A 25,476-nucleotide genomic window follows, 5' to 3' on the forward strand; every position below is an offset into this window, starting at 1 on the left:
TGCCGTTTTGGCGGCACGGGTATTTTTTTAAACATTCAAATTTTTCGGATCATGAGATTTAAAGGAATACTTGCCCTCAATACAATCCTATGGATGTTTTTACTCATTTTTTCGGCTTGTAAAAAAAATGAGTCATCAACTGATGAAGCACCGGAGACCACAACCACAACTCCGCCTGTAACAACAAATTCGTTAGGCGCAGCCGCCATTTCAGGATTAAACTGGGCCGATGCAAGAGATAACTATAATGATGGTTGGGTTATACCAAGCGGCTTAACTGCTGCAGATAATTACAGCACTGTACAAAATAAAGCCGAAACTATTTTAAACGCCTTCATTACCAACCAGGCTAATACAGTCAGGTTGCCTGTAAACCCGCCTTCGGTAGCCGAATCCTGGTGGAATTCTTATTCGGGTGCTATTGATAAGGCATTAAGCAAAAACATGAAAGTGATTTTAGCTTATTGGGAAGGCACAGCCGCTAAAGATGGTAAGATTGACGACATGACCAAGTTTTGGGCTATGTGGAGCGCAGTGGTAACTAAATATGGGGCTAACCCCAAAGTTTACTTTGAAATAATGAATGAGCCGTTCGGTTATACAGAAACCGACTGGAAAAATATTTGTGCACAGTGGCTCACTACTTACAGCAACGTGCCGAGAGAGAGAATTTTAGTTGGAGGAACAGGTTACAGCGAAAATGTAGCCGTAATGGGTGCAGATAGCAGGTTTAACAACTGTTTGTTTTCTTTACATATTTATGCATGGTGGGGAAACCATGTTAACGAAAGTACCTGGCAATCACAAATGCAAACCGCCATGGGCGCATATGCTTCGCGCACTGTGCTAACCGAGTTTGGCGCTCCAATGACCACTGGTGAAAACTACACCGGTAGTATTAACAACGATGCAGAAATAGCCTTTATAAAAGGTATCACCAATAAATTAAGAACCGCCCACGTAGCCAGCGTATACTGGCCGGGGTTAAGAGATAATGATACTTACAGCCTGTTTACGTTCAACGCCGGAACTATGGCCTTTACCAATGGCTCGGGTTTAACGCGTATGAATTATGCGTGGGGTAATAATCCATCAACTTTTAATGCAAATAGCTTTTACAAAATCACTAACGCCAATAGCAATTTGTTGCTTGATGTAAGCCAAAGCTCAACTGCCGGTGGTGCGGCTATTACACAACAAACCGCAGGCACAGGTAACAGCCAGCAATGGAGTATCGTATCAACCGATAATGGATACTTTAAAATTATTAACCGTAACAGCGGATTGGCGCTTGACATAAACCAGGCATCAACCAACAATGGTACCGCCGCAATTCAATGGACCTATGGAGGCAGCGATAACCAGCAATGGGATATTTCGGTATTGGAAAACGGTAAATACGTAATCACTAATAAAAACAGTAAACAGTCTCTTGATGTCAATCAAGGCTCTACTGCAGCAGGTGGCACAATTATACAGTGGCCCTGGAATGGTGGAAATAACCAGCAATGGACAATTGCGCAGTAATAGCACTGGTATGAACTGTTAAAACACGTTTATTTAATAACCTAATGCAAAGCATTTTTTGAAGTAATATACTATGAAAAAATCCCCTGTACTGTTATTGATGTTGGGTTGCTGGTTTGTACAGGCAAATGCTCAGGATTTAAAAAAGACTTTTAATGATGGCTGGCAATTTCATTCGGGCGAAGCTGCGCCTGACCAAATTTCACCACAGGAATGGAAAGCAGTGCAACTACCTCATGATTGGGCTATTGAAAGCCCTTTTAGCGAGGAGTGGGCAAGCGCAACAGGCTATTTACCCGGAGGAGTAGGTTGGTATCAAAAAACTTTTAAAACTCAACCTACATGGTTAGGCAAAAAGGTATTTATATATTTTGACGGAGTTTACAAAAATAGCGAGGTATATCTTAACGGGCAACTGCTTGGCAAAAGGCCCAATGGTTTTATTGCATTCAAATATGATTTGACTCCTTATCTCAAAGAAAAAGGCGATAACCTTTTGCAGGTCAAGGTTGATCACCGCGATTTTGCCGATTCGCGCTGGTACACAGGTTCGGGCATATACCGTAATGTTTATGTTTACGAAAAGGATAAAACCTACATCGATCCGTGGGATGTTGCCTTTACCACACCTAAGGTAACTTCAGACCTTGCTGAAATAAATACCTCGGTGAAGATCACCAATAGTTTAGGTAAAAAAGAAAAGCTTAACCTTCAAATAAGCATTTTAGATAGTAAGGGTAAACTGGTTGCTACACAGTTGAAAAAATTCAGCACCGCAGGTAAAACTCAGGATTTGCTATTTAAGATGATCATGAATCAGCCCCGGCTATGGTCGCCCGAATCACCGCAGCTTTACAATTTGCAGGTTTCACTTAAGCGAAATGGTAAGGTAATAGACCTTATTTCGCAGCAGGTGGGTATACGATCGATAAGGTTTGATAAAGACAACGGATTTTTCCTTAATGATAAGGAAATGAAGATAAAAGGTGTTTGTATTCATGATGATGCAGGTGCTTTGGGCGTGGCCGTGCCTAAAGAAGTTTGGGCGCGTAGGCTCGATATTCTAAAAGAAGGGGGTGTTAATTCTGTAAGAATGGGGCACAACCCACACGCTGATTACTTGTACGATTTGTGTGATGAAAAAGGTTTTTTGGTTATGGATGAGGCTTTTGACGAATGGGAAATTGGTAAAAATAAATGGGTTAAAGGTTGGAATGTAGGCACACCTGCCAAAAACGGCTACCATGAGTATTTTAAACAATGGGCCGAAGCCGATTTGCGCAATATGGTGCTGCGTAGCCGCAATCACCCGTCCATATTTATGTGGAGCATTGGTAATGAAATTGATTACCCGAATGACCCTTATACGCATGAGGTGCTAAATTCAGGCAATAATCCGCAGATATATGGTAAAGGCTATCTTCCCGATCATCCGCCTGCATCTCAAATGACTCCCATAGCACGCCGCCTGGCTAAGGCTGTTAAACAATATGATACCACAAGGCCGGTAACTGCGGCATTGGCGGGCGTAGTAATGTCGAACGAAGTGGGTTTGCCCGAAGAATTAGATATTGTGGGTTATAATTACCAGGAGTATCGTTACCCCGAAGATCATCGCAAATTCCCTAACCGTATTATTTACGGTAGCGAGAACGGCATGCGCAAAAATTTATGGGATGCTGTTGATACGAACCGCTACATTTCAGCCCAGTATTTGTGGACGGGTATCGATTATTTAGGCGAGGCCGGTAAATGGCCGCAAAGAAGTAATGGCGCGGGTTTACTTGACCTTGCAGGTTTCAAAAAACCTGAGTATTATTACAGGCAAAGTCTTTGGTCAGCCACTCCAATGGTTTACACGGTGGTTGCCCCGCCGCGCACTAAAGAGCAAACCGGTAACTGGAGCCAAAGGAGAGGGCAGCCTACCTGGAACTGGACCGGATACGACGAACTTACCGTACAAGGTTACACCAACTGCGAAGAAGCCGAACTTTTTATAAACGGGCAGAGCCAGGGGCGTAAAAAATGCGCCGAAGCAACACTTAAAATTCCTGCTTGGAATGTTAAATATGCAGCCGGTTCACTGGTTATCAAAGGGTACAACTCGGGCAAGTTAGTTGCACAATCAGCGTTGAAAACTTATGGAGAGGCAAGCCGCATTAATGCCTCTGCTGATAAGTACAAAATTAAGCAAGGCGCAAAGGGTATTCGCCATATTGAAATTGAAATTGCAGACACAGATAATAATCGTGTGCAAATTGCAGAAAACGAAATATTGGTAGAGGTTACAGGGAATGGCAAATTGTTGGGCCTCGAAAGTGGCAGTAACGACAGCCATGAATCTTATCAAAGTAATAAAAGGCGGGCTGTACGCGGTAGGTTGCTGGCTTTTGTGCAGCTATCGGGCAATACAGGCCAAACAGAGGTTAAAATTTCGGCACCCGGTCTTCAAAGTAAGACCATAATTCTAAATAATAATTAATACATATGTTCTTCAAAAGAATCTTACTTATGGCTTTGCTGGTAGCTCCGGCAATGCTTTCTAACGCTCAAACTGCAAAACACACCTTTGCACTGGGCGATTCTACTTTTCTGCTCGATGGTAAGCCATTTCAAATGATTTCCGGCGAAATGCACTATCCGAGGGTTCCGCGCGAAGCCTGGCGTGCACGTATGAAAATGGCTAAGGCTATGGGCCTAAACTCCATAGGTACTTATGTGTTTTGGAACGTTCACGAGCCGCAAAAGGGTAAATTCGATTTCTCGGGCAATAATGATATTGTTGAGTTTGTAAAAATAGCCCAGGAAGTTGGCTTATGGGTAGTATTAAGACCCAGCCCTTACGTATGTGCCGAGTGGGAATTTGGTGGTTACCCTTACTGGCTGCAAAACGAAAAAGGCTTGCAGGTGAGGAGCAAAGAAGCTCAATACTTAAAAGAGTACGAGGCTTATATAAAAGAGGTTGGCAAAAGGCTTGCGCCTTTCCAGGTTAACCATGGCGGCAATATCCTCATGGTTCAAATTGAGAACGAATACGGCTCATATGGCAGTGATAAAGAATACTTAGGAATCAATCAACGTATGTTTAAGGATGCCGGTTTTGACGGTTTACTGTTTACCTGCGATCCTGCCGCTGATCTGGTGAATGGTCATCTTCCGGGATTGCTTCCGGGCGTTAACGGACTTGATGATCCGGCTAAGGTAAAAAAGCTGATCAACGAGAATCATAACGGTAAAGGCCCGTATTACATTCCGGAGTGGTACCCTGCATGGTTTGATTGGTGGGGAGCCCCGCACCATACCGTACCTGCTTCAAAATACGCCGGAAGACTTGATACTGCTTTAGCGGCCAACATCAGCATTAATATGTATATGTTTCATGGCGGATCGACCCGTGGATTTATGAATGGTGCGAATTATAAAGACACTTCACCATTTGAACCGCAAACCAGCAGCTATGATTATGATGCTCCTTTGGATGAAGCAGGTAATGCTACCCCTAAGTTCCATGCATTCAGAAAGGTGATCGAGAAACATCTGCCTAAGGAGGTTAAGTTACCGCCGGTACCTGCTGCCAAGCCTTCTATGAGCATTCCGGTTACAGCGCTAAATACATCGGCAGCTTTATTGAGCAATTTGCCTAAGCCTTTTGAAAATACAAATCCTTTAACGTTTGAAGATTTAAACCAGGATTATGGCTATATGCTTTACCGCTCCCAATTAAAGGGTGGACGTAAAGGAGTATTAAAAGTAGATGGCTTGCGCGATTTTGCCGTAGTGATGCTTAACGGACGTATGGTTGGCTCGCTTGACCGTCGTACTGGTAAAGACAGCATGATGATTTCGCTGCCTGCGGGTAATGTGTCACTGGAAATATTAGTGGAGAACATGGGCCGCATCAACTTTGGTAAATATTTGCTCGAAAACAAAAAGGGTATAATAGGTAAGGTGAGCTTTACCGGTAGTACCGTGCAAAACTGGAAAATGTATAAACTTCCGTTTTATGATTTAAAGGGTGTTAAATTTAATTCAGGCAAAAGCGCAGTTAATGGTCCGGTTTTACGTAAAGGATCGATCACCTTAGCTAAGGTTGCTGATACTTACCTGGACATGCGCACCTGGGGTAAAGGTATTGTTTGGATCAACGGTCACAATTTGGGTCGTTATTGGAGCATAGGTCCGCAGCAAACTTTGTATGTTCCTGCCGAATGGTTGAAGCCTGGAAACAACGAGGTGGTAGTTTTAGAATTATTGAAACCAGATGCTTCAAAAATATCTGCGTTAGATAAGCCTATTTTGGATATGCTACAACCTTAATTATATAGGTAAACAATAAAACAGGTTTAATAGATTTACTAAACTTTGTTTGTGAATTAAAGGGCTGGAATTATTCCGGCCCTTATTTGTTTAGAGTATTTGTACTACATATCAATTTAAGATGTTGCTGTAATTATTGATTAATACTTGTTGAACAAGGCAAAACATTTCTTTTACAAGAGTGGTTACCATTAAAATTTTACCTATGAATACCATCGATCCTAAAAAACAAGAAGAAAACGAACTGCCCGATTTTGTAGAGACTGATACCAAAGCGGCCGATTTTGGCGAAACCGAACACCCCGAAGTAGAGCAGGAGAGTTTCCCTGCAAACGGTAATCAAACACAAACCGGAGCGGCCACTAATAACAGCAAATTAGATATTGAACCTAACGAAGACGGGGACGATAGCTTGGCTAAAACTGATGATTGAATAACCTGAGGACATTGCTTTGCGCGATTGAATTGTCAATTTTTTGAATTTTGTACACATTGGCTATAAAATCAACATAATATTGCCGAATATAGCGGTGCAATGCCCTCAATCCGCACCTTTTCAATAAAGCAATTACTTGAGCTATTTGGCCTCTATCATCACCATCATGGGCTTCATATCAGCAGTTCGGAGGGTAATCCTGATGGTGGTATTATTTCTTTTCCCTTCCGGGCCGACCACTTTTCGCTTGCATTATTAAAGAGTGGAGAAGCTCATTTTCAGGTTAATTTATTGAAGTTTACTTTAAAGGCCAACCATGTTTTATTAATGGCGCCTAATGTGGTGCGGCAACTAACCTATTTATCTGACGATTGTGAAATTACCTGGGTTGCCTTTACACCAGAGTATTTAACAAGTGCAGGGGTACATGCTAAAGATATTGAAGTATTTGAGTTCTTGTCGGCGCAGTTAAATCCAATGATAAATGCCTGCGAAGAGGATTTTAATGGCTTGCTTGGTATACTCAATTTGCTGCGGTTTAAGCTTGATACAGCCAATACCCGTGTATACCAGGAAGATATGATGCTGCATTTGTTTGCCGCATTAATTTATGAGTTAAGCTCGCTTTACAAAATACATCAAAGCCTTACTGATATAAAACGCACCCGCAAAGAAGATCTTACATACAGGTTTTTTAAGCTATTACCTCAATATATAAAAGAGGAACGCAGCATACAGGCATATGCCAGTTTGCTTAATGTTTCGCCAAAATACCTATCTCAAACTATTAAAGAAGTCACCAGCATTCCGGCAGGTAATCACATTGATGAAATGGTAGTACTCGAAGCCAAGTTATTGCTTAATAGTACCGAACTCAGCATTGGCCAAATTGCCGCCTCATTGCACTTTGCCGATCAGTTTATGTTTAGCAAATACTTTAAAAAGCACAGCGGACTTACGCCCAGTCAGTATCGTCAAATTGCATAAAGAGATTTAGCTCATCCTTTCAATATCTCCATTAGACGCTTAATTATATAATGAGCCGGTTGTTTTAATGACTTTTTAATTACCAAAAATTACACTTACATACCTTTTTGACATATTTGTCAGGCTTCTGAACATTTAGTAAGCCTTCCACTTTACTCAATTTTGTCGCTATCAAACCAATAGGTCGTAATACAATGCCCTGTTGTTATGTAATTTGCATATGGCTGCTAGAGATACCGGTGCCGAACAATTGATAAAAGATACTGCAAAACACGTTTTTTTTGCCGAAGGAAAAATACATGCAGGTACCCAGGAAATTGCCGATGCAGCAGGGGTGAGCCGAACGTTGTTGAACTACTATTTTCGCTCAAAAGATGTGCTGATTGAGCAGGTTTTTAAGGAAGCTGTAATCAACCTCAATCAAAGGCTTGATATAATTATGCAGTCGGAAAAAACATTCCGGAAAAAAATTGAAGAATTTATAGAGGTTTTTTTAGGAGAAGCCATGGCTTTCCCATACCAGGAAACCTTTCTGATATCAGTAATAAATTCCGACATCTGCAAATACAGCGATGTCCAAAACTCACATAAGGTTCAACAGTTTTTGGAGCAAATTAAGGATGAAATGGATGCCGGTCGTATTGAAGCCATGAACCCTATTCATTTTATGATGAATCTTTCATCGTTACTTTCTTATCCCATGGTTATGGCTCCCATTTACAAAGAGTATTTTGACTTGAGCAAGGAAGACTTTTCGGTACTGATTAAAGAGCGTAAGCAGATTATATGTAAGATGATATTCAAATAAACATTTATACAGCCGTTAACAAAAATGTCAAACTAAATACACAACCGTCCAATGCTAATTAGCAACATAAAAACCACTCCATATACTTTCAAATTCATCATGAAAAACACAGTTCTTCAACTATCTGCATTTGCAGCAGCGCTACTGCTGCTGGCCTCATGCGGTAATAAACCCGATCAAGGCGCGGCTGCCGCTGCAGGCGGACCTCCACCCGTACAAAGCTATCCGGCTTTTAAAATAGAGCAGCAAGACGCTACATTAAATAGCGAGTATCCGGCTACCTTGCAAGGCCAGCAAAACATCGAGATCCGTCCGAAAATTGACGGCTATATTGAGCAGATATACATTGACGAAGGTGCCGTGGTAAAGAAAGGCCAGTTGCTTTTCCGCATCAGCGCGCCGCAGTATCAGCAAAGCGTTAACAATGCCCAGGCGGCCATTAGCAGTGCCGAAGCCGATGTAAGCGCAGCCCAATTGCAGGTTAATAAAGTAAAACCATTGGTTGAAAAAGACATTATCAGTCACTACGATCTGGAATCGGCCCAATATACCCTGCAGGCACGCAAAGCTGCTTTGGCGCAGGCTAAAGCAAATTTGGCTACTGCACGCACTAACTTAGGTTATACAACCATAACCAGCCCGGTAAATGGTGTAGCCAGTTCAATACCGTACAAGCTGGGTAGCTTGGTAAATAGCACCAACGCTGAGCCTTTAACCACCATATCGAACATTGGCAAAGTATACGCGTACTTTTCAATGAACGAGAAACAGCTTCTCGAGTTTTCGCGCACGTTTGAAGGAACTACGCTTGCCGCTAAACTCAATAAATTACCGGCTGTATCGCTCATATTAAGCGACGGCAGTAACTATCCTGAAAAAGGTAAAGTTGAAACTGTAAGCGGTTTAATTAATACCGAAACCGGTTCGGCAAGCTTCAGGGCTACCTTTCCTAACCCGGTAGGTTTAATACGTAGTGGCGGTAGCGCCAAAGTGAGCCTCCCGCGAAATATCAAAAACACTATACTGGTTCCGCAAAAATCAACCTATGAGTTACAGGGCAAACGCTTTGTTTACGTGGTTGATGCCGCAGGCAAAGTTAAAAGCACCGAAATTAATGTAATGAGCACGTCTGTCGGTCAAAACTTCGTGGTAACCTCGGGCCTTAAAGCCGGAGACACCGTGATACTGGAAGGCACATCAACCTTACAGGATGGTACCCAGGTTAAAGCCGAAGTGCAGCCTGCCGATAAGGTTTACCAGGATTTAAAATAACATTAGCTGACTGAGGCATTTATGCCTTGCAAAAATTCAACCAGCACATCAATTCATTATGTTAAAAACATTCATCGAACGGCCGGTACTATCTACCGTAATATCGGTCATCTTAGTTATACTGGGTATTTTGGGCCTAACATCGTTGCCCATATCACAATACCCCGAAATTGCCCCGCCAACCGTACAGGTTTCGGCCTCGTACCAGGGCGCAAACGCCGATGTGGTTATGAACAGCGTTATTGTTCCGTTGGAGGAGCAAATTAACGGTGTGGAAAACATGACCTACATGACCTCAACCGCCAGTAATGATGGTTCGGGTAAAATTACCGTATACTTTAAACTGGGTACCAACCCCGATCTGGCTGCCGTTAACGTGCAGAACCGTGTATCGAAAGCTACCCCCTTATTACCCGCCGAGGTTACCAAGGCAGGTGTAACTACCAGCAAGCAGCAAAGCAGTATGGTATATGTTTTTGCCCTAACCAGTACCAACAAATCATTCAACAGTACCTTTTTGCAAAACTATGCCAACATTAACTTACTGCCGCAAATTAAACGTATTAACGGTGTAGGTGAGGCAACTGCCTTTGGTACGCAGGAATATTCGATGCGTATTTGGCTAAAGCCCGATGTTATGGCTACCTACGGTTTAGTACCCGACGATATTAATGCCGCCCTGGCCGAGCAAAACGTGGAGGCCGCTCCCGGTAAAGTGGGCGAAAACAGCAAGCAATCATTCCAGTACGTGTTAAAATATAAAGGCCGTTTGAAAAAACCGGTTGAGTACGAGAATATTGTTATCCGTTCGGCTAAGAACGAGCAGATATTGCGTTTAAAAGATGTGGCCCGCATTGAGCTGGGTTCGCTGGATTACTCGACCACATCGAGCACCAACGGCTTACCGTCAATTGCTATTGCGGTATACCAATCGGCCGGTTCAAACGCGCACGAAATGATCAAGGAGGTTGAGAAAACTATTGAGGATGCTCAAAAAACTTTCCCTCCGGGTATTAAGGCCATGTCTATATTCAGTGCCAACGAGTTTTTAGATGTATCTATCGAAAAGGTTATTCACACATTAATTGAGGCGTTTATCCTCGTGTTCATCGTGGTATTCATCTTTTTGCAGGATTTTCGCTCAACGCTTATTCCGGCCATTGCGGTGCCGGTGGCTATTGTGGGTACGTTCTTCTTCCTGCAATTATTCGGCTTCACCATTAACTTACTTACCCTGTTTGCATTGGTACTGGCCATTGGTATTGTGGTGGATGATGCCATTGTGGTGGTTGAGGCCGTACACGCCAAATTAGGTAACGGAGCCAAAACTGCCAAAGGTGCAACGCTTGAAGCCATGAGCGAGATAAGCGGCGCTGTAATCTCCATAACGCTGGTAATGGCGGCGGTATTTATACCCGTAACGTTCATTACCGGTTCTACAGGTGTATTTTACAAGCAGTTTGGTTTAACGCTGGCAATCTCCATTATTATATCGGCAGTGAATGCGTTAACGCTTAGTCCGGCGTTGTGTGCTTTGTTGTTGAAGCCGCATAACGATCATGATCATCAGCCTAAAGGCTTTATGCAACGCTTTTACAGCGCGTTTAATGCCGGGTTTGATAGCATGACCAATAAATATAAAAGCTCGGTACAGTTCCTGTCGGCTAAAAAATGGTTGGCTATGTTGGGCATTGCCCTGTTTGCCGGTTTGTTTTGGTATTTGCTTAAAACCACGCCAAGCGGTTTTGTACCCAATGAGGATCAGAGCTTTATTATGGCCGATGTAAGCTTACCGCCGGCATCATCATTAGAGCGGACCGAGCAACTTGCCGACCAGGTAGCCGGTATTGCCCGCAGTTTGCCCGAGGTTGAATCGGTTACGCGTATTGGCGGTACCGGTTTATTAAGCGGCGCGGGCGGCTCATACGGCATCCTGTTTATGAAACTGAAACACTGGAGCGAGCGCGAAGGCAAAGAGCACGACGTAAATACGGTAATAGGTAAACTATTTGGTATGACGGCGGGCATTAAAGGTGCCAACGTTATCTTTTTTGCGCCGCCAACCCTGCAAGGTTTTGGTAACAGCAGCGGTTTTGAGTTCCAGTTGCAAGACAGGACCGGTGGCGACATCAGCAAATTTGTAGAGGTTAACGGCAAATTTTTAGGAGCCTTAAATCAGCGCTCCGAAATACAATATGCTACTACCTTTTTTAACACTAACTTCCCTCAGTACCAGGTTGATGTAAACGTGGCCAAGTGTAAAGAGGCTAACGTGGGTGTAAACTCGGTGTTGAGCACATTACAAGGTTATTACGGTGGTTTGTATGCCTCAAACTTTAACGAGTTTGGTAAACAATACCGCGTTATGATACAGGCCGATGCCATTTACCGTGGCAACATCAACAGCCTGAACAGCATTTTTGTACGCACTAATAATAACGTAATGGCCCCGGTATCGGAGTTTGTTACGCTGAAACGAGTTTACGGTCCTGAATCTATCAACCGTTTCAACTTGTTTACCTCCATATCAATTACAGGAGCACCCAAACCGGGTTATAGTACGGGCGATGCCATCAAAGCTATACAGGAAGTGGCGCAACAAACACTGCCTACTGGTTACGGCTACGAGTTTTCGGGTCTGAGCCGCGAGGAGATCTCGAGCGGAAGCCAAACGGTGTTTATCTTTATCCTTTGTCTGGTATTCGTTTACTTTTTGTTAAGTGCACAGTACGAGAGCTATATTATACCATTTGCTGTATTGCTTTCGTTACCGGTAGGTTTGGCGGGAGCGTTCTTATTTGCTAAGATATTCAATGTAGAAAACAACATCTACCTGCAAATTACGCTCATCATGCTCATTGGCTTATTAGCTAAAAACGCCATTTTGATCGTAGAATTTGCCGCTATGCGCCGCAAAGGCGGTATGAGTATAGTGCAGGCAGCTATTGATGGCGCGGTGGCGCGTTTACGTCCAATTTTGATGACCTCGTTTGCGTTCATCTTAGGCTTGGTGCCGCTAATGCTGGCTACAGGTGCCGGTGCCGAGGGTAATCGCTCAATTGGTACAGGTGCAGTAGGAGGTATGTTGATAGGTACCATATTCGGGGTGTTTGTGATCCCTGTGCTGTTTATCATCTTCCAAAACTTACAGGAGCGTATTGGCAAAAAGCAGGTAGCAACCGATGATGATAGCCATTTATTAGCCGAAGCCCATTAACCTTATTCATTCACCATTTTTGAAACATCATAAAATGATTAACAGATATAAAACGCACACCTTTTTAGCGCTGGCAACAGTGCTGAGCATTTCGGCGTGTGTTACCAAAAAGTATCAGGCACCCGGTTTGGATGTTAAAGGCAACGTTTACCGCGATACCACTATAACCGATACCACATCAATAGCCAACCTGCCCTACAAGCAGTTGTTTGCTGATACCGTGCTGCAAAATTTAATTACCGAAGGCCTGCAGGAAAACTTCGACCTTAAAACTGCCGTGCAGCGTATTAACGAGGCTACGGCTACTTTAAGCCAAAGCAAAGCAGCCTTTTTGCCAAGTTTAAATGGAAATGCACAGGTTACCCGTAACAAGCAGTCGTTAGCGGCATTAAACTTTCCGCCTGAATTTGTGGGCGCATTTCCGCTGAGCACAACCTTGTACCAAATGAGCCTGAGCACAAGCTGGGAGGCCGATATTTGGGGCAAACTAAGCAGTGCCAAACGTTCGGCAGTGGCTGGTTTGCTGCAAAGCGATGCTGCCCGTCGTGCCGTGCAAACCCAGCTTATTGCCAATATTGCCAATAACTATTATAACCTGCTGGCTTTAGACCAGCAATTGCGCATAACCGAGCAAACGCTTAAAAACCGTATTGCCGATGTAGAAACCATGAAAGCGCTTAAAGAGAGCGCCGTTGTTACCGGTGCAGCCGTGGTACAAAGCGAGGCCAACCGTTACGCAGCCGAGGTAACCATCCCCGATTTGAAACGTAGCATACGCGAAACCGAGAACGCTTTGAGCGTACTACTTGCCCGTAGTGCAGGTGCTATAAAACGCAGCTCGTTAGAGGAGCAAAAGCCGTATCAAAACTTACAGGTTGGCGTGGCATCACAACTGCTTAAAAACCGCCCCGATGTGCAACAGGCCGAATTGGGTTTCAGGATGGCATTTGAGAATACCAACCTGGCCCGTACTTACTTTTATCCGCAGTTAACCATTACGGCACAAGGTGGTGTATCATCGTTAAGAATCAAAAACCTGTTTGATAACTCTATATTTTACAGTTTGGTTGGCGGCTTAACTCAGCCCATTTTTAACAAAGGTGAAAACAAAGCCCGCTTACGTACCGCACAGGCACAACAGCAATCGGCTTACTACGCTTTCCAAAAATCATTGTTAACCGCAGGTGGCGAGGTATCAAACGCATTGTTTGCTTACCAGGCTGCCGTTGAAAAGCAAAGCAGCCGTGCCAATCAGCTTAAAGCCCTTGAAAAATCGGTTGATTACACTAAAGAGTTATTACGTTACAGCTCGTCAACTAATTATACTGACGTATTAACCTCTGAGCAAAGCCTGTTATCGGCTAAACTCAGCAGTGTTAACGACAGGCTCCAGGAGCTGCAGGCCATTGTGAACCTGTACCAGGCACTTGGCGGCGGTTGGAAACAATAACATAGCCCCTTTCCACTAATAATTTATATATCACGAAGCCGGAAAAAGCAATTTTTCCGGCTTATTAGTTTATCATCATTTACATATTATGAACACATACCGCACAAAATAAAATCTGAATTATATTTGATATTTTACAGCTGTTTTAGGTATAACCCGAATAACCGAAGCGACTACCCATTTTTATGAGAAATTTCAAGCATTTAATTTTATCCATTACCGGTTTATTATGGGTCTCGGCTGTTTTTGCGCAACAACGTACCGAATGGCTATCCACCACGCCAGATACAAGCTATTCAACCGCATCAGACTATAAAAACAACATCAAAAAATTTCCGCAGATAAAGGTTGTACCCGAACAAGCGTTTAATAATGTGACCGAAAACCGCGAATTGGTTTATTGTACCATGGGCAACCGTCAGCTCAAACTGGATGCTTTTATGCCAAAAGCAAAAAAGAAAGTCCCGGCCATCATGATCATACATGGCGGTGGCTGGCGTTCGGGTAGCCGGCAGCAACATATTCCGCTGGCGCAGCATTTGGCTTCAAAAGGTTTTGCGTGTTTTACGGTAGAATATCGCTTGTCGACCGAAGCGCTTTACCCAGCTTCGGTTTATGATTTAAAGGCAGCTTTGCAATGGATAAGGCGAAATGCCAAAAAGTACAATGTTGATACGGCTAATATTGCAGTATTAGGCTTTTCGGCAGGGGGACATTTAGCAGCTTTGGTTGGCTTGACTCCCAATATGGAAAAATTTCAGAAAGGGGAGTGTAACGATGCTACATCAACGGCTGTAAAGGCTATTGTAGATATTGATGGTACCTTATCATTTGTAAATCCTGAAGCGTGGGAAACCCAAAATGTTGACAAGATAAATGCCTCGGCCAAATGGCTGGGCTATCCACGTACCGAAAATATTGAGCTTTGGACCGAAGCTTCGCCCTTTACTTATGCTGAACAAAACCGAACTCCGTTTTTATTCCTGAACAGTTCGGTGGAGCGCATGCACGCCGGCCGCACCGATTTTAAAAAGATAGCTGACAAAAACGGCGTTTATGTAGAGATTAAAGAGTTTGAAAACTCGCCGCACTCGTTTTGCCTGTACGAACCCTGGTTTACGCCAACGGTAACAACCATCACCAGTTTCCTGAACAAGGTGTTTAAAAAGTAGTAATTGACCTGTGGCATAAAGAAAGGCATATGTTTAGTTTTCGTTTGAGGTTATCCTGAACCAATCAAAATCGGCATAGCCCGAATCATTGATCTGTGTGTCGCGGGTGCAGTAAATGCCCACTTTAGCACCTATCCATTTGCCCGGAGTTGCGGTAAAAGCCTGACTTGCCGGCTCAAATTTATTACCATCAAAGCTATAGCTGAAATTACAAATAGCACCCTTGGTAATCTTTACCCGTAAGTAAATTATTAGCGATGTAACTTTTGTAATAGTTTGCTCTTTTTCCTCCTCGCCGCGGTCGGCATTTTTTACTATAGAATAAACTAAATAGTCGCCATCTTTTTTATGCCTGATGCCGATGTTGGCATAGCTTAATCCCATTACAGCAAGGCCAGCCTTTTCTTCGAGTTTTACATTTGGTTTAAACTCAAGTTTGGTAGTAGCCGTAAATTCATCGGCCGGGAATTTTTGAAGTAGCAAATTAGGAACAAACCACAGGTTTTTAGCATCGGCTGGTGCCTGGGCGCTAAACAAGCGTAAAACTCCTTTGGCCGGATACATGTAACTCCAGTGTGCTTTGGGGTTGGCCATCCATTGCCACTGTAAACCTAATTGGTTGGTATTAAACTCGTCGCTTTCAATCGGGTTTTCAATGGGTTGTGCTGCGCCTGTGTTGGGTTTGCGGTGGGTTAATACAGGTTCGCCCTTGCCATCTTTATCGTTATCGATGCCAATAACCGGCCAATTGTTTTGCCAGGTCATGGGTTGCAGGTGTACAACACGTCCGTAAGCATCTTTATCCTGAAAGTGCAGGAACCAGTCTTCGCCCGATGCCGTATTTACCCAGGCACCCTGGTGCGGGCCATTAACCGGGCCTTTACCCTGATCCATCACAACTTTACGCTCATAAGGGCCATAAATATTTTTTGAACGTAACACCAATTGCCAACCGGTTGATACGCCGCCCGCCGGTGCAAATATGTAATAATAGCCGTTGCGCTTATAAAACTTCGGGCCCTCAATGGTAGGATCGGTCTCGTGACCATCGTACACAATTACGCCTTCGTCGGTAACTTTATCGCCTGCTTTGTTTAATTTATTAACCGAAATAATGGTTTTTATGCCAGCACGGCTGCCGGCAAAGCCATGCACCAGGTACATTGCACCATCATCATCTAAAAGAGGGCAGGGGTCAATTAACCCTTTACCGGGCATCACCATAACCGGGGTGCTCCACGGACCAGCCGGGTTAGTAGCTTTGATGAGGTAGATTCCAAAATCGGGGTCGGGGTAGTAAATATAAAACTCCTTGTTATAATACCTTATGGCCGGTGCCCAAACACCATCGCCGTGGCGGGGCGTGTCAAAATGTTCAAATGGTGGTTGCCTGAGCAGGGCATGTCCTAATATCTTCCAGTTAACCAAGTCTTTTGAATGCAGTACAGGCAAACCCGGTATATCTTCAAAACTCGAACTGATCATGTAAAAATCATTACCCACCCGTATCGCATCAGGATCAGAATAATCGGCATTAATGATAGGGTTTTTGTATTGCCCGTTGCCCAAATCGGGCGACCACACTTTAGATACATACGGTTTTGAGGCAGTGGCAACCGTTTTTTGCTGAGCATTGGTGGCAAGTGCTACAATAACTGCAAGCGTAAATAATACCAAATGTTTATTAGCCATTTAATTTAATTGCGTATTCAGGGTTGGATGTTAGTAACTGGTTGTGCTAAAGCGTCTCAATATAGCAACTGTTGCTAAATATCAACAGAATATTGTTACGAAAAACTTTTTATAAAGCAACTGTGTTTAGTTAAAAGTGTAATAATTAAACTATTAAGAATATGGCAAAGTCGAGCATAATTGCAATGCAGCAAGCATCTTGCACATAAAAAATTAACTATTGCCTTTGCAGAAAGCGCCACTGCGGGCTGGTTATGTTCTGAATTTGCTTTGGCACCCGAATCGGGACAGGTATTAAAGGGCGGCATGTTTGTTATGATGCCTCACTGAAACAATCCATACTCCATGTTCCTGAAAGTTTGTTTGAGCAGTTTACACCCGAATCGCAAGAGGTAACAGATGAACTGACGAAACGATTGGTTGCAGTAATACCTGCCGATGTATGCGTTGGCGTAACAGGATTAACAACGCCCGGCGGAAGCGAAACAAGGTATAAACCTGTAGGTACCATGTTTGTAAGCATGTTATTTAACGGCCAACTCATTAATGCCCGTTGGGTATTTGAAGGGAGCATTGAAGATATCATTCATCAAACTGTAGATGCTGCAGCTCAATTAATTATGAAAAGCATTTAAAAGATTAAATAAGATGGTATCTATTTTCAAATAAATTCTACTAAATAGATAGATATTATATACATTTGTTTTATCAGAAAGATAATAGCAATTGTTAAGACGTTTATTTAAGATATGAAATTTTTAACCACACTTAAAACGCAAATCATGTTCGGCCTCTCCAGCTGTTGCATGTGCTGTTGTTGTTAATGCCCGCAAGCGCCTGCCTGCACATTAAGTGGTTATTTTACCCAGGCTTTTAGCCGGGTACGGGTGAATTGAAAACACTATTTATCAGCTCAATTTTAAATAACATCATGAAAAACGCATCATCAAAATATCCTGAATTTGATCATCTTGAATTAGATACTGAACTGGAATTCGATAATATAAAATCTTATAAAAAACTTCAGCCTTTAAAAAGCGGCTATAACATTGCGTTAGAGGTACAGCAAACTGCGTATGGATTTTCGGCACTGCAGCATAAATATGGTGAAACGCCAAAGCTTAGCAAAATTCTGGTAGCTTATTTTTACTCAAAACATTGGGGAGAATTAGGGCTTGAGCATCTTAAACAGTTAAATGCGATCAGAAATGAAGTAAAATTTCATGACGGTAATATTGTAGTGATTGATGCCGATGGTGATGAAAGAGGCTTGCAGCAATTGTTATGGGATAACAACCTTGTTTTGCCCATACATACCGATAATAACGCGCTTTTAGCCAAGCTATTCAAGGTGTATTCGGACGATAGCCCGGCCTGGAATTTTTATGGTGGCATTGACGTAAATGTACCGCTACCTGCAATTTTTGTGGTCGACCATTCCTTCAAAATTATTTTTGATTATAGCAACGAAGAATTGTTAAGCCGCATTCCTTCACAGGAAATAGTAAGTACAGTATTTCGTTCAAACAATTATTTAGCCGGAAAGCGGTCTGCCTAAAAACATAAGGCGGAGTGGCCGAGTGGTTAGGTAGGGGTCTGCAAAACCTTGTACGACGGTTCGAGTCCGTCCTCACGCCTCATGCCCCAAAAATTGTTATTTCAAACAGATTATATATAAAATAAAGCAAGCGTTTAATGTTATTATTACTTTAGCTATTGCCTTTACAATGTTGGGTAATTAATAATGAAGCACCAAAATCGCGAATACGATGCTGTAATAATTGGATCGGGACCCAATGGACTGGCCGCTGCTATACTCATGCAGCAGCATGGGCTAAAAGTGCTTATTGTTGAAGGCAAGGATACAATTGGTGGTGGGTTGCGTACTGCCGAACTTACCCTGCCGGGCTTTAAACATGATATATGTTCGGCTATTCATCCGCTTGCGTTGGGTTCGCCGTATTTTAAAACCCTGTCACTTTCCGGTTATGGTCTCGAGTATATATTGCCCGAAATTGACACTGCGCATCCGTTTGATGATGGTACTGCTGCAGTTCTAAAACGCTCTTTAACTGAAACGGCAGCTTTGCTTGGTGCCGATGAGCAGGCTTATGTTGAAATGATAGGTCCGGTTATTCAAAACTGGCCACATTTGGCATCTGATATATTAGGGCCTTTAAGGTTCCCGCAAAAACCGCTTAAACTTGCCGCATTTGGTTTGTCGGCATTACAACCGGCAACATGGCTGGCCAAAAGGTTTAAAACTACTCATGCTCGCGGCCTGTTTGCCGGAATGGCCGCGCATGCAATACAACCTTTAGGTAATTTAACCACTTCAGCTGTTGCATTGGTGCTGCTGGCTAACGGGCATTTAGGCGGCTGGCCTATACCCAAAGGCGGGTCGCAAGCTATTGCCGATGCTTTGGCGGGATATTTTACTTCATTAGGAGGAGAGATACAAACCGGAAATTATATAACTTCATTAACACAATTACCATCGGCTAATGCTGTTTTGTTTGATGTAACGCCTCAGCAACTACTGCAAATAGCCGGGCATAAATTTTCATCAATTTACAAGTGGCAGTTAGAGCGCTACCGTTACGGCGATGGTGTGTTTAAGGTTGATTGGGCCTTGGATGCACCTATATCTTTTAAGGCTGATGAATGCCGCAGGGCCGGAACCGTTCATTTAGGCGGAACGCTTGAAGAAATTGTTATTGCCGAGCAAGCGGCATCAAAAGGGCAATATACCCATAAACCATATGTGCTGTTAGCACAGCAAAGTTTATTTGATAACACTCGCGCACCCGAGGGTAAGCACACCGCATGGGCTTATTGCCATGTACCCAACGGTTCAACTAAAGATATGACTGCAATTATTGAAAACCAGGTTGAACGTTTTGCCCCCGGTTTTAAGGAACGGATATTAGCTAAGCATACGTTTAATACAGCCCAATTGCAGGAGCATAATCCCAATTACATAGGTGGCGATATTAATGGTGGAAGGCTCGATATTTCGCAGTTGTTCACCCGTCCGGCACTTCGCCTATCGCCTTATAAAACATCGGCAAAGGGATTATACATCTGTTCATCATCAACACCACCGGGTGGGGGAGTACATGGTATGTGCGGATATTATGCAGCTAAACGGGCATTGAAAGATGTATTTAATATAGATACCAGTTTACAATAATAAGGCTGTTTATTTTGGGTTTGCTAAAACGCTGCTTAGCGTTAAACAATTCCTTTAAAAGGCGATGATTTAAAGAACAAAGCTTTTGCATTGTCTAAAATTTTGTGTTCATGTATAAATCTTCTACTTTTTTACGTGCCCAGGGAGTTTTGCGTAAAAATTTCAAGCTTGAAGATACACTTGGGTCTGAAGTAAAGCAATTTATTGGTATGATCCTTCCCATCTCTCGCCAGCCATAAAAAGCTACCAGGTCATTCAAAATGCTTTCCAGTGTTTTACCATGCAGCGGATTGTTGGGTTGAGTATTCATATGCAATAATAATCAATTTAGATGTAAGGATATTCTCGGGCATATTCCGCGATACTTGTATAGTGGCAAGACAATGTGCTTTACAAACGAACAAGGGAGGCCTTGCGCCTCCTTTGTTTTTAACATAAACTATTAACTGCTGATGACAGTGCTTTAATTATCTTAGTTTAAGCAGTGCCTTTTAAAAAAGACCCTGCTTTGTATAAAAATGACACAATATGATAAACGAAGAAAGGAAGCCTTGCGCCCCCCTTCTCTCAAAACTATTTATTAACTCTCAAACAATTAAGCCGGGTTTGAGGCCGGACAAGATCTTTAAATAAAGAAGGGGAAGCCTTGCGCGCCCCTTCTTTAACAACACACTTAACTAAACTATAATTGGGAGCAACACCACATTGCTAAACCATAGTTTTCTCTTTATTGCCAGCCGCCGCCTAATGCCTGGTAAGCATTAATGCGGGCGTTTATTTGCTGTTTTTTAGTTTCTATTAGTTCAAATTTGGCTTCCAAAGCATCGCGTTGAGTCATGAGTACCTCCATGTAATCGGCCCGCGTAGATTTGAACAGGTCGTTGGAGATATTGATGGACTGCGACAGTTTTTGCACCTGCTGCGATTTCAGGTCGAAGCTTTTTTCGAGGTTGCCCATTTTCGATAACTGGTTGGCTACCTCCATGTAGGCATTCAAAACAGTGCGCTCATAATTGTAAACTGCCTGTAATTGCCGGGCATTGGCCGTGCCGTAAACCGCCTTAATAGCATTACGGTTGATGAACGGCGCAATCAAATCGCCACCCACCGAATACAGTAACGATTGGGGCATGTTAAACAGAAACGACGGATTGAAGGCATTGTAACCGATAGATGCCGAAATACCCAACGAAGGGTAGAACTGAGCCCTGGCAACCGATACATCCAGTTTGGCAGCCGCTAAAGCTAATTCGGCCTGACGAATATCAGGACGGTTAGCCAGCAACTGCGACGGTAAACCCGATTGAACTTCTACATTTTTTAAAGCTTCAAAGCTTTGCTTATCGCGCGAAATGGGTTGAGGATAACGGCCCAGCAAAAAGTTAATGCGGTTTTCGGTCTCCACAATTTGCTGCTGAATGTTGAACTGCAGGCTACGGGTACTTAACACCTGTGCTTCAAACCGGCGCACAGCCAGTTCGGTAACACGGGTAGCCTCTTTTTGTATGCGAACAATGCGTAAGGCGTTATTTTGTATATCAATGTTCTGCTTTACAATATCCAGCTGATTATCAAGCGCCAGAAGCTCGTAGTACGAGTCGGCAATTTCGGCGATCAGGTTGGTTACCATAAAGTTTTTACCTTCAATAGTAGCTAAGTACCGGGCAACTGCGGCCTTTTTACCGTTACGCAGTTTGTGCCAAATATCCAGCTCCCAGGTGGCATAAGCCGCTACCAGGTAGTTTGGCAGCGGGTCGGGCATTTCTTTACCGGGTTTAATTTCGGTAGTGGCTTCGCTGGCACCACGGCTGGTGTAGCGGCCTACTTTCTCTAAATCGGCACCGGCTTTAAGGCCAATAAAAGGCAGGTATTCACCTCTGCGGGCTTTGATCTCGTTACGGTCGATCTCAATATCCTGCATGGTGATATTAAGCTCCTGGTTATTTTTAAGCGCCGTATCAATCAGGCTGCTCAGGTGTTCATCGTTAAAAAACAGCTTCCAGTTAGTTTTGGCTGTATTAACGGTATCCTGTGTGCCCGATGCGTAGGTAGCAGGCGTGGCCTTGTTAGCCTCGCGCTGCGAAAACTTAGGAATTGAACAGGCCCCGTAAACAACCGACAGGCAGGCTACTGCAAATCCTCTATATATGGTCTTGTTATTCATGAGGGGTTTCTGTGATAATTAATTTCTCTTCTTGCTTGGTCTTAAAAGGCCAGAATTTTCTTTTCTTCTTTTTCTTGTGGCCAAAATCTTCGGTTAATGGGTTGTGGTCTTCGTCCTGTATCAGCTTGCGGCCATCGGCCAGGGTACCAAAAATATAGTACAAGCCCGGCACAATAATTACCCCGAAAATGGTACCGAACAACATACCGCCAGCCGATGCTGCACCAATGGTCCGGTTACCCAATGCACCCGGTCCGGTTGCAAACAGCAACGGAAGTAAACCCGCCACGAAAGCGAACGAGGTCATTAAAATTGGACGGAAACGAACTTTAGCACCCTCAATGGCAGCCTCCAGTACGGTTGAACCCTGCTGGTGTTTTTGTATGGCAAACTCAACGATCAGTACCGCGTTTTTACCTAATAAGCCAACCAGCATTACCAAACCTACCTGTGCATAAATATCATTGGCTAAGCCCATGAATTTTAACAGCATAAAGGCACCAAAAATACCGGCAGGTAATGAGAGTATTACCGCAAACGGTACAATGAAACTCTCATACTGGGCGGCAAGTACCATGTACACAAACAGGAGTACAATGATGAAGATGTAGACTGCTTCGTTACCGCGGCCAACCTCATCTTTTGAGAGGCCTATCCAGTCAATATCGTAACCGCGTGGCAGGGTTTGTTTAGCTACGTCCTGTATAATTTTAATGGCCTCACCGCTGCTGTAACCTATGGCAGGGGCACCGTTAATGGCCGATGCCGTGTACATGTTAAAGCGGGTGATCTCGTTCAAACCTTGTTTCTTCTTGATTTTCATGAAGGCCGAATAAGGCACCATTTCATCGCGGTTGTTCTTTACGTAGAGTTTTAATAGATCCTCAGGTAAAGCGCGGTATTCGGGCGGCCGACTGCACGTACACTTTAAAGAAGTTACCAAAGCGAATAAAACCCTGCTCATATGTACTACCGATCAAAATAGAAAGGTTGTTCATGGCGGTGCTAATGTCAACGCCTTTTTGCATGGCCACTTTGTTATCTATCTGCAAATCGTATTGCGGATAGTTTGACGCGAAGAAGGTGAACAAACCGGTCAGCTCTTTACGTTTTTTAAGTGCGGTCATAAACTCCTCGTTCACTTTGCCAAAGGCAGCATAATCGCCCGAGTTGGTTTTATCTAACAAACGCAACGAGAAACCGCCTGCCGCACCGTAACCCGGTACTGCCGGTGGTTCAAAAAACTCAATAGTAGCGCCGGGGATCACCTTGGCTTCTTTCTCCAGTTCTTCGATGATCTCTTTTGCCGAATGCTTACGTTCCGACCAATCCTTTAAGTTGATCAAACAAGTACCAGCGTTCGAACCGCGGCCTTCGGTCAAGATCTCGTAACCGGCCAGTGCCGATACCGATGCCACACCATCAACATGGCTGGCTACTTTTTGCAGCTCGCGCGATATGTGGTTGGTACGCTCTAAAGTTGATCCCGGAGGGGTTTGAATGATGGCATATATTTGGCCCTGGTCTTCGTTAGGGATGAAACCGGTAGGTAACGAATTGGCCGTGAAATAAATACCGGCACAAAATACCAATAATATGCCGAAAGTTACCGTACGGCGGTTAACAATTGCCTTGAGCAAACTGGTATACTTACCGGTTACGCGTTCAAATACGTTATTAAATCCGTCAAGTGCTTTGTCAACAATGGTTTTCTTTTTATGATGATCGTGTGGTTTTAAAATCATGGCACACAATACCGGGGTAAGCGTTAACGCCACAATACCCGATATTACAATGGAGGTAGCCATGGTGATGGCAAACTGCCGGTAAAAAATACCTACCGGCCCTGTCATGAAGGTTACCGGCACAAATACAGCCGTCATTAAAAAGGTAATGGCAATAATAGCCCCGCTAATCTCGTTCAATACCTGCTTAACCGCTTTAAACGGGGACAAGTGTTCCTCGGCCATCTTGGCGTGTACGGCCTCCACGACCACGATGGCATCATCCACCACCACACCAATAGCCAGTACGAGTGCAAACAGGGTAATGAGGTTAATGGTTAACCCAAACAGCTGCATAAAGAAGAACGCACCAATTAATGATACCGGTACCGCAATGGCCGGGATGAGGGTTGAGCGCCAATCGCCCAAAAAGATGAATACCACAAATGCTACCAGCACAAATGCCTCAACCAGCGTGTGTATTACCTTTTCAATAGATGCATCCAGGAAGCTCGAAACGTCATAGCTGATCTGATAATCCATACCCGGAGGAAAGGAGGTTTTCTTGATCTCTTCCAGTTTGGCTTTTACCTCTTTAATAACATCGCTTGCATTACTGCCGTAGGTTTGTTTTAAGGTTATAGCGGCCGATGGGTGGCCATCCATGTTAGAGTAGATGTCATAAAACTCACTACCCAGCTCTACATCGGCAATATCTTTCAGGTAAAGTATTTCGCCGTTTTTGTCGGCCTTAACAATTACGTTTTTATATTCTTCAGGCGTGTTGTAACGGCCTTTGTAGGTTAGTACATACTCCAATGATTGTGAGCGTTTACCGGTACTTTGGCCCAAACGACCAGGCGAACCAATAATGCTCTGCTGAGCCAGTGATTTCATTACCTCCTCGGTTGATACGTTGTAGGCGCGCATACGATCGGGTTTTAGCCAAACACGCATGGCGTACTGGCGGCTACCCAATATTTTAGCACTACCCACACCTTTAAGGCGGCTTATCTCGTTCACAATATTTACACCCGCAAAGTTGTAGAGGAAGTTCTCGTTGGCCTTAGGGTCGGTACTGTACAAGTTAACGTACATGAGCATGTTAGGCGAGGTGTAGCTCACAATCAAACCCTCGCGCTGTACCAGTTCGGGCAGGCGGTTGGTAATTTGCTCAATACGGTTTTTTACGTTTACTACGGCCTGGTTAGGGTCGGTACCTAAATCAAATACTACCTGTACGGTTGCCTCACCGGCGCTGGTAGCGTCGGATGTCATGTACTTCATGCCCGGAGCGCCGTTAATGGCTTTTTCCATTGGGATGAGTACCGAGTTTACCAGTACATCGGCGCTGGCACCAGGGTAGGCTATATTAACCACCACCATGGGCGGTGCAATGGATGGGAACTGCGATATCGGTAGCGTCTCGATAGCCAGTGCCCCCATAAATACAATGACCAGCGACAGTACGATGGCAAGCACCGGTCTTTGAATGAATTTATTAAACATGTTAAAAG

At 43.8% G+C, this 25,476-nt stretch carries 15 protein-coding genes, 1 tRNA gene and 2 pseudogenes; 14 read left to right on the forward strand and 4 right to left on the reverse strand.

Features of this window, described 5'->3' with window-relative positions:
• Nucleotides 1-51 precede the first annotated feature (51 nt).
• The 10 genes from QE417_RS22545 to QE417_RS22590 all read left to right on the forward strand — a co-directional run bounded on the left by QE417_RS22545 (nucleotide 52) and on the right by QE417_RS22590 (nucleotide 15,186).
• On the forward strand, nucleotides 52-1,527 hold the full coding sequence (locus QE417_RS22545) for an RICIN domain-containing protein (protein WP_311954067.1): 1,476 nt from the start codon (nucleotides 52-54) through the stop codon (nucleotides 1,525-1,527).
• A 73-nt stretch (nucleotides 1,528-1,600) separates the two neighbouring features.
• Nucleotides 1,601-4,009 (forward strand): sugar-binding domain-containing protein, encoded by a 2,409-nt coding sequence (locus QE417_RS22550; RefSeq protein WP_311954071.1) that lies wholly within the window; start codon nucleotides 1,601-1,603, stop codon nucleotides 4,007-4,009.
• Nucleotides 4,010-4,014: 5 nt separating this feature from the next.
• The gene (locus tag QE417_RS22555) at nucleotides 4,015-5,844 is read left to right on the forward strand and encodes a glycoside hydrolase family 35 protein (RefSeq protein ID WP_311954073.1); all 1,830 of its coding nucleotides are present in this window, start codon (nucleotides 4,015-4,017) and stop codon (nucleotides 5,842-5,844) included.
• Nucleotides 5,845-6,049: 205 nt separating this feature from the next.
• A complete protein-coding gene (locus QE417_RS22560; RefSeq protein ID WP_311954075.1) occupies nucleotides 6,050-6,277 on the forward strand; it encodes a hypothetical protein in 228 nt (75 codons plus the stop codon).
• A 102-nt stretch (nucleotides 6,278-6,379) separates the two neighbouring features.
• Nucleotides 6,380-7,267 carry a helix-turn-helix domain-containing protein gene (locus QE417_RS22565; protein WP_311954077.1) on the forward strand — a complete coding sequence of 296 codons (888 nt, stop codon included), beginning with the start codon at nucleotides 6,380-6,382 and terminating at the stop codon, nucleotides 7,265-7,267.
• Between the two features lie 220 nt (nucleotides 7,268-7,487).
• Entirely contained in the window at nucleotides 7,488-8,075 is a 588-nt protein-coding gene (locus QE417_RS22570) for a TetR/AcrR family transcriptional regulator (RefSeq protein ID WP_311954080.1), read from the forward strand.
• A gap of 99 nt (nucleotides 8,076-8,174) precedes the next feature.
• The gene (locus tag QE417_RS22575) at nucleotides 8,175-9,347 is read left to right on the forward strand and encodes an efflux RND transporter periplasmic adaptor subunit (protein ID WP_311954083.1); all 1,173 of its coding nucleotides are present in this window, start codon (nucleotides 8,175-8,177) and stop codon (nucleotides 9,345-9,347) included.
• A 58-nt stretch (nucleotides 9,348-9,405) separates the two neighbouring features.
• On the forward strand, nucleotides 9,406-12,564 hold the full coding sequence (locus tag QE417_RS22580; RefSeq protein ID WP_311954085.1) for an efflux RND transporter permease subunit: 3,159 nt from the start codon (nucleotides 9,406-9,408) through the stop codon (nucleotides 12,562-12,564).
• Nucleotides 12,565-12,598: 34 nt separating this feature from the next.
• A complete protein-coding gene (locus tag QE417_RS22585; RefSeq protein ID WP_311954088.1) occupies nucleotides 12,599-14,014 on the forward strand; it encodes a TolC family protein in 1,416 nt (471 codons plus the stop codon).
• A 185-nt stretch (nucleotides 14,015-14,199) separates the two neighbouring features.
• Nucleotides 14,200-15,186, forward strand: coding sequence for an alpha/beta hydrolase (locus tag QE417_RS22590; RefSeq protein WP_311954090.1), 987 nt, complete (start codon nucleotides 14,200-14,202; stop codon nucleotides 15,184-15,186).
• A 33-nt stretch (nucleotides 15,187-15,219) separates the two neighbouring features.
• Here the strand turns inward: QE417_RS22590 and QE417_RS22595 are convergent, their stop codons facing one another.
• The gene (locus tag QE417_RS22595; protein WP_311954094.1) at nucleotides 15,220-16,878 is read right to left on the reverse strand and encodes a glycoside hydrolase family 43 protein; all 1,659 of its coding nucleotides are present in this window, start codon (nucleotides 16,876-16,878) and stop codon (nucleotides 15,220-15,222) included.
• Between the two features lie 180 nt (nucleotides 16,879-17,058).
• On the opposite strand from QE417_RS22595, the pseudogene QE417_RS22600 reads away from it, so the two are divergent.
• The 4 genes and pseudogenes from QE417_RS22600 to QE417_RS22615 all read left to right on the forward strand — a co-directional run bounded on the left by QE417_RS22600 (nucleotide 17,059) and on the right by QE417_RS22615 (nucleotide 20,071).
• Nucleotides 17,059-17,513 (forward strand): annotated as a pseudogene (locus QE417_RS22600) (CinA family protein).
• 296 nt (nucleotides 17,514-17,809) lie between these two features.
• Entirely contained in the window at nucleotides 17,810-18,436 is a 627-nt protein-coding gene (locus tag QE417_RS22605) for a redoxin domain-containing protein (protein WP_311954097.1), read from the forward strand.
• Nucleotides 18,437-18,444: 8 nt separating this feature from the next.
• A tRNA-Cys gene (locus QE417_RS22610) sits at nucleotides 18,445-18,516 on the forward strand.
• Nucleotides 18,517-18,622: 106 nt separating this feature from the next.
• Complete coding sequence (locus QE417_RS22615; protein ID WP_311954099.1) at nucleotides 18,623-20,071, forward strand: phytoene desaturase family protein; 1,449 nt, start codon at nucleotides 18,623-18,625, stop codon at nucleotides 20,069-20,071.
• 94 nt (nucleotides 20,072-20,165) lie between these two features.
• Here the strand turns inward: QE417_RS22615 and QE417_RS22620 are convergent, their stop codons facing one another.
• The 3 genes and pseudogenes from QE417_RS22620 to QE417_RS22630 form a co-directional block, all read right to left on the reverse strand.
• On the reverse strand, nucleotides 20,166-20,381 hold the full coding sequence (locus QE417_RS22620) for a VF530 family protein (RefSeq protein WP_311954100.1): 216 nt from the start codon (nucleotides 20,379-20,381) through the stop codon (nucleotides 20,166-20,168).
• 417 nt (nucleotides 20,382-20,798) lie between these two features.
• Nucleotides 20,799-22,235, reverse strand: a complete 1,437-nt coding sequence (locus QE417_RS22625) for a TolC family protein (protein ID WP_311954103.1) — start codon at nucleotides 22,233-22,235, stop codon at nucleotides 20,799-20,801.
• Nucleotides 22,228-25,468: pseudogene (locus QE417_RS22630) on the reverse strand (efflux RND transporter permease subunit). The gene QE417_RS22625 and the pseudogene QE417_RS22630 overlap by 8 nt, the downstream one beginning before the upstream one ends.
• Nucleotides 25,469-25,476 lie beyond the last annotated feature (8 nt).

Source organism: Mucilaginibacter terrae (assembly GCF_031951985.1).
Lineage (GTDB): Bacteria > Bacteroidota > Bacteroidia > Sphingobacteriales > Sphingobacteriaceae > Mucilaginibacter > Mucilaginibacter terrae_A.

What these genes read in the sequence shown, in the direction of transcription:
- QE417_RS22545 (WP_311954067.1), top strand. Translation starts at nt 52, where the DNA reads ATGAGATTTAAAGGAATACTTGCCCTCAATACAATCCTATGGATGTTT.
- QE417_RS22550 (WP_311954071.1), top strand. Translation starts at nt 1,601, where the DNA reads ATGAAAAAATCCCCTGTACTGTTATTGATGTTGGGTTGCTGGTTTGTA.
- QE417_RS22555 (WP_311954073.1), top strand. Translation starts at nt 4,015, where the DNA reads ATGTTCTTCAAAAGAATCTTACTTATGGCTTTGCTGGTAGCTCCGGCA.
- QE417_RS22560 (WP_311954075.1), top strand. Translation starts at nt 6,050, where the DNA reads ATGAATACCATCGATCCTAAAAAACAAGAAGAAAACGAACTGCCCGAT.
- QE417_RS22565 (WP_311954077.1), top strand. Translation starts at nt 6,380, where the DNA reads ATGCCCTCAATCCGCACCTTTTCAATAAAGCAATTACTTGAGCTATTT.
- QE417_RS22570 (WP_311954080.1), top strand. Translation starts at nt 7,488, where the DNA reads ATGGCTGCTAGAGATACCGGTGCCGAACAATTGATAAAAGATACTGCA.
- QE417_RS22575 (WP_311954083.1), top strand. Translation starts at nt 8,175, where the DNA reads ATGAAAAACACAGTTCTTCAACTATCTGCATTTGCAGCAGCGCTACTG.
- QE417_RS22580 (WP_311954085.1), top strand. Translation starts at nt 9,406, where the DNA reads ATGTTAAAAACATTCATCGAACGGCCGGTACTATCTACCGTAATATCG.
- QE417_RS22585 (WP_311954088.1), top strand. Translation starts at nt 12,599, where the DNA reads ATGATTAACAGATATAAAACGCACACCTTTTTAGCGCTGGCAACAGTG.
- QE417_RS22590 (WP_311954090.1), top strand. Translation starts at nt 14,200, where the DNA reads ATGAGAAATTTCAAGCATTTAATTTTATCCATTACCGGTTTATTATGG.
- QE417_RS22595 (WP_311954094.1), bottom strand. Translation starts at nt 16,878, where the DNA reads ATGGCTAATAAACATTTGGTATTATTTACGCTTGCAGTTATTGTAGCA.
- QE417_RS22605 (WP_311954097.1), top strand. Translation starts at nt 17,810, where the DNA reads ATGAAAAACGCATCATCAAAATATCCTGAATTTGATCATCTTGAATTA.
- QE417_RS22615 (WP_311954099.1), top strand. Translation starts at nt 18,623, where the DNA reads ATGAAGCACCAAAATCGCGAATACGATGCTGTAATAATTGGATCGGGA.
- QE417_RS22620 (WP_311954100.1), bottom strand. Translation starts at nt 20,381, where the DNA reads ATGAATACTCAACCCAACAATCCGCTGCATGGTAAAACACTGGAAAGC.
- QE417_RS22625 (WP_311954103.1), bottom strand. Translation starts at nt 22,235, where the DNA reads ATGAATAACAAGACCATATATAGAGGATTTGCAGTAGCCTGCCTGTCG.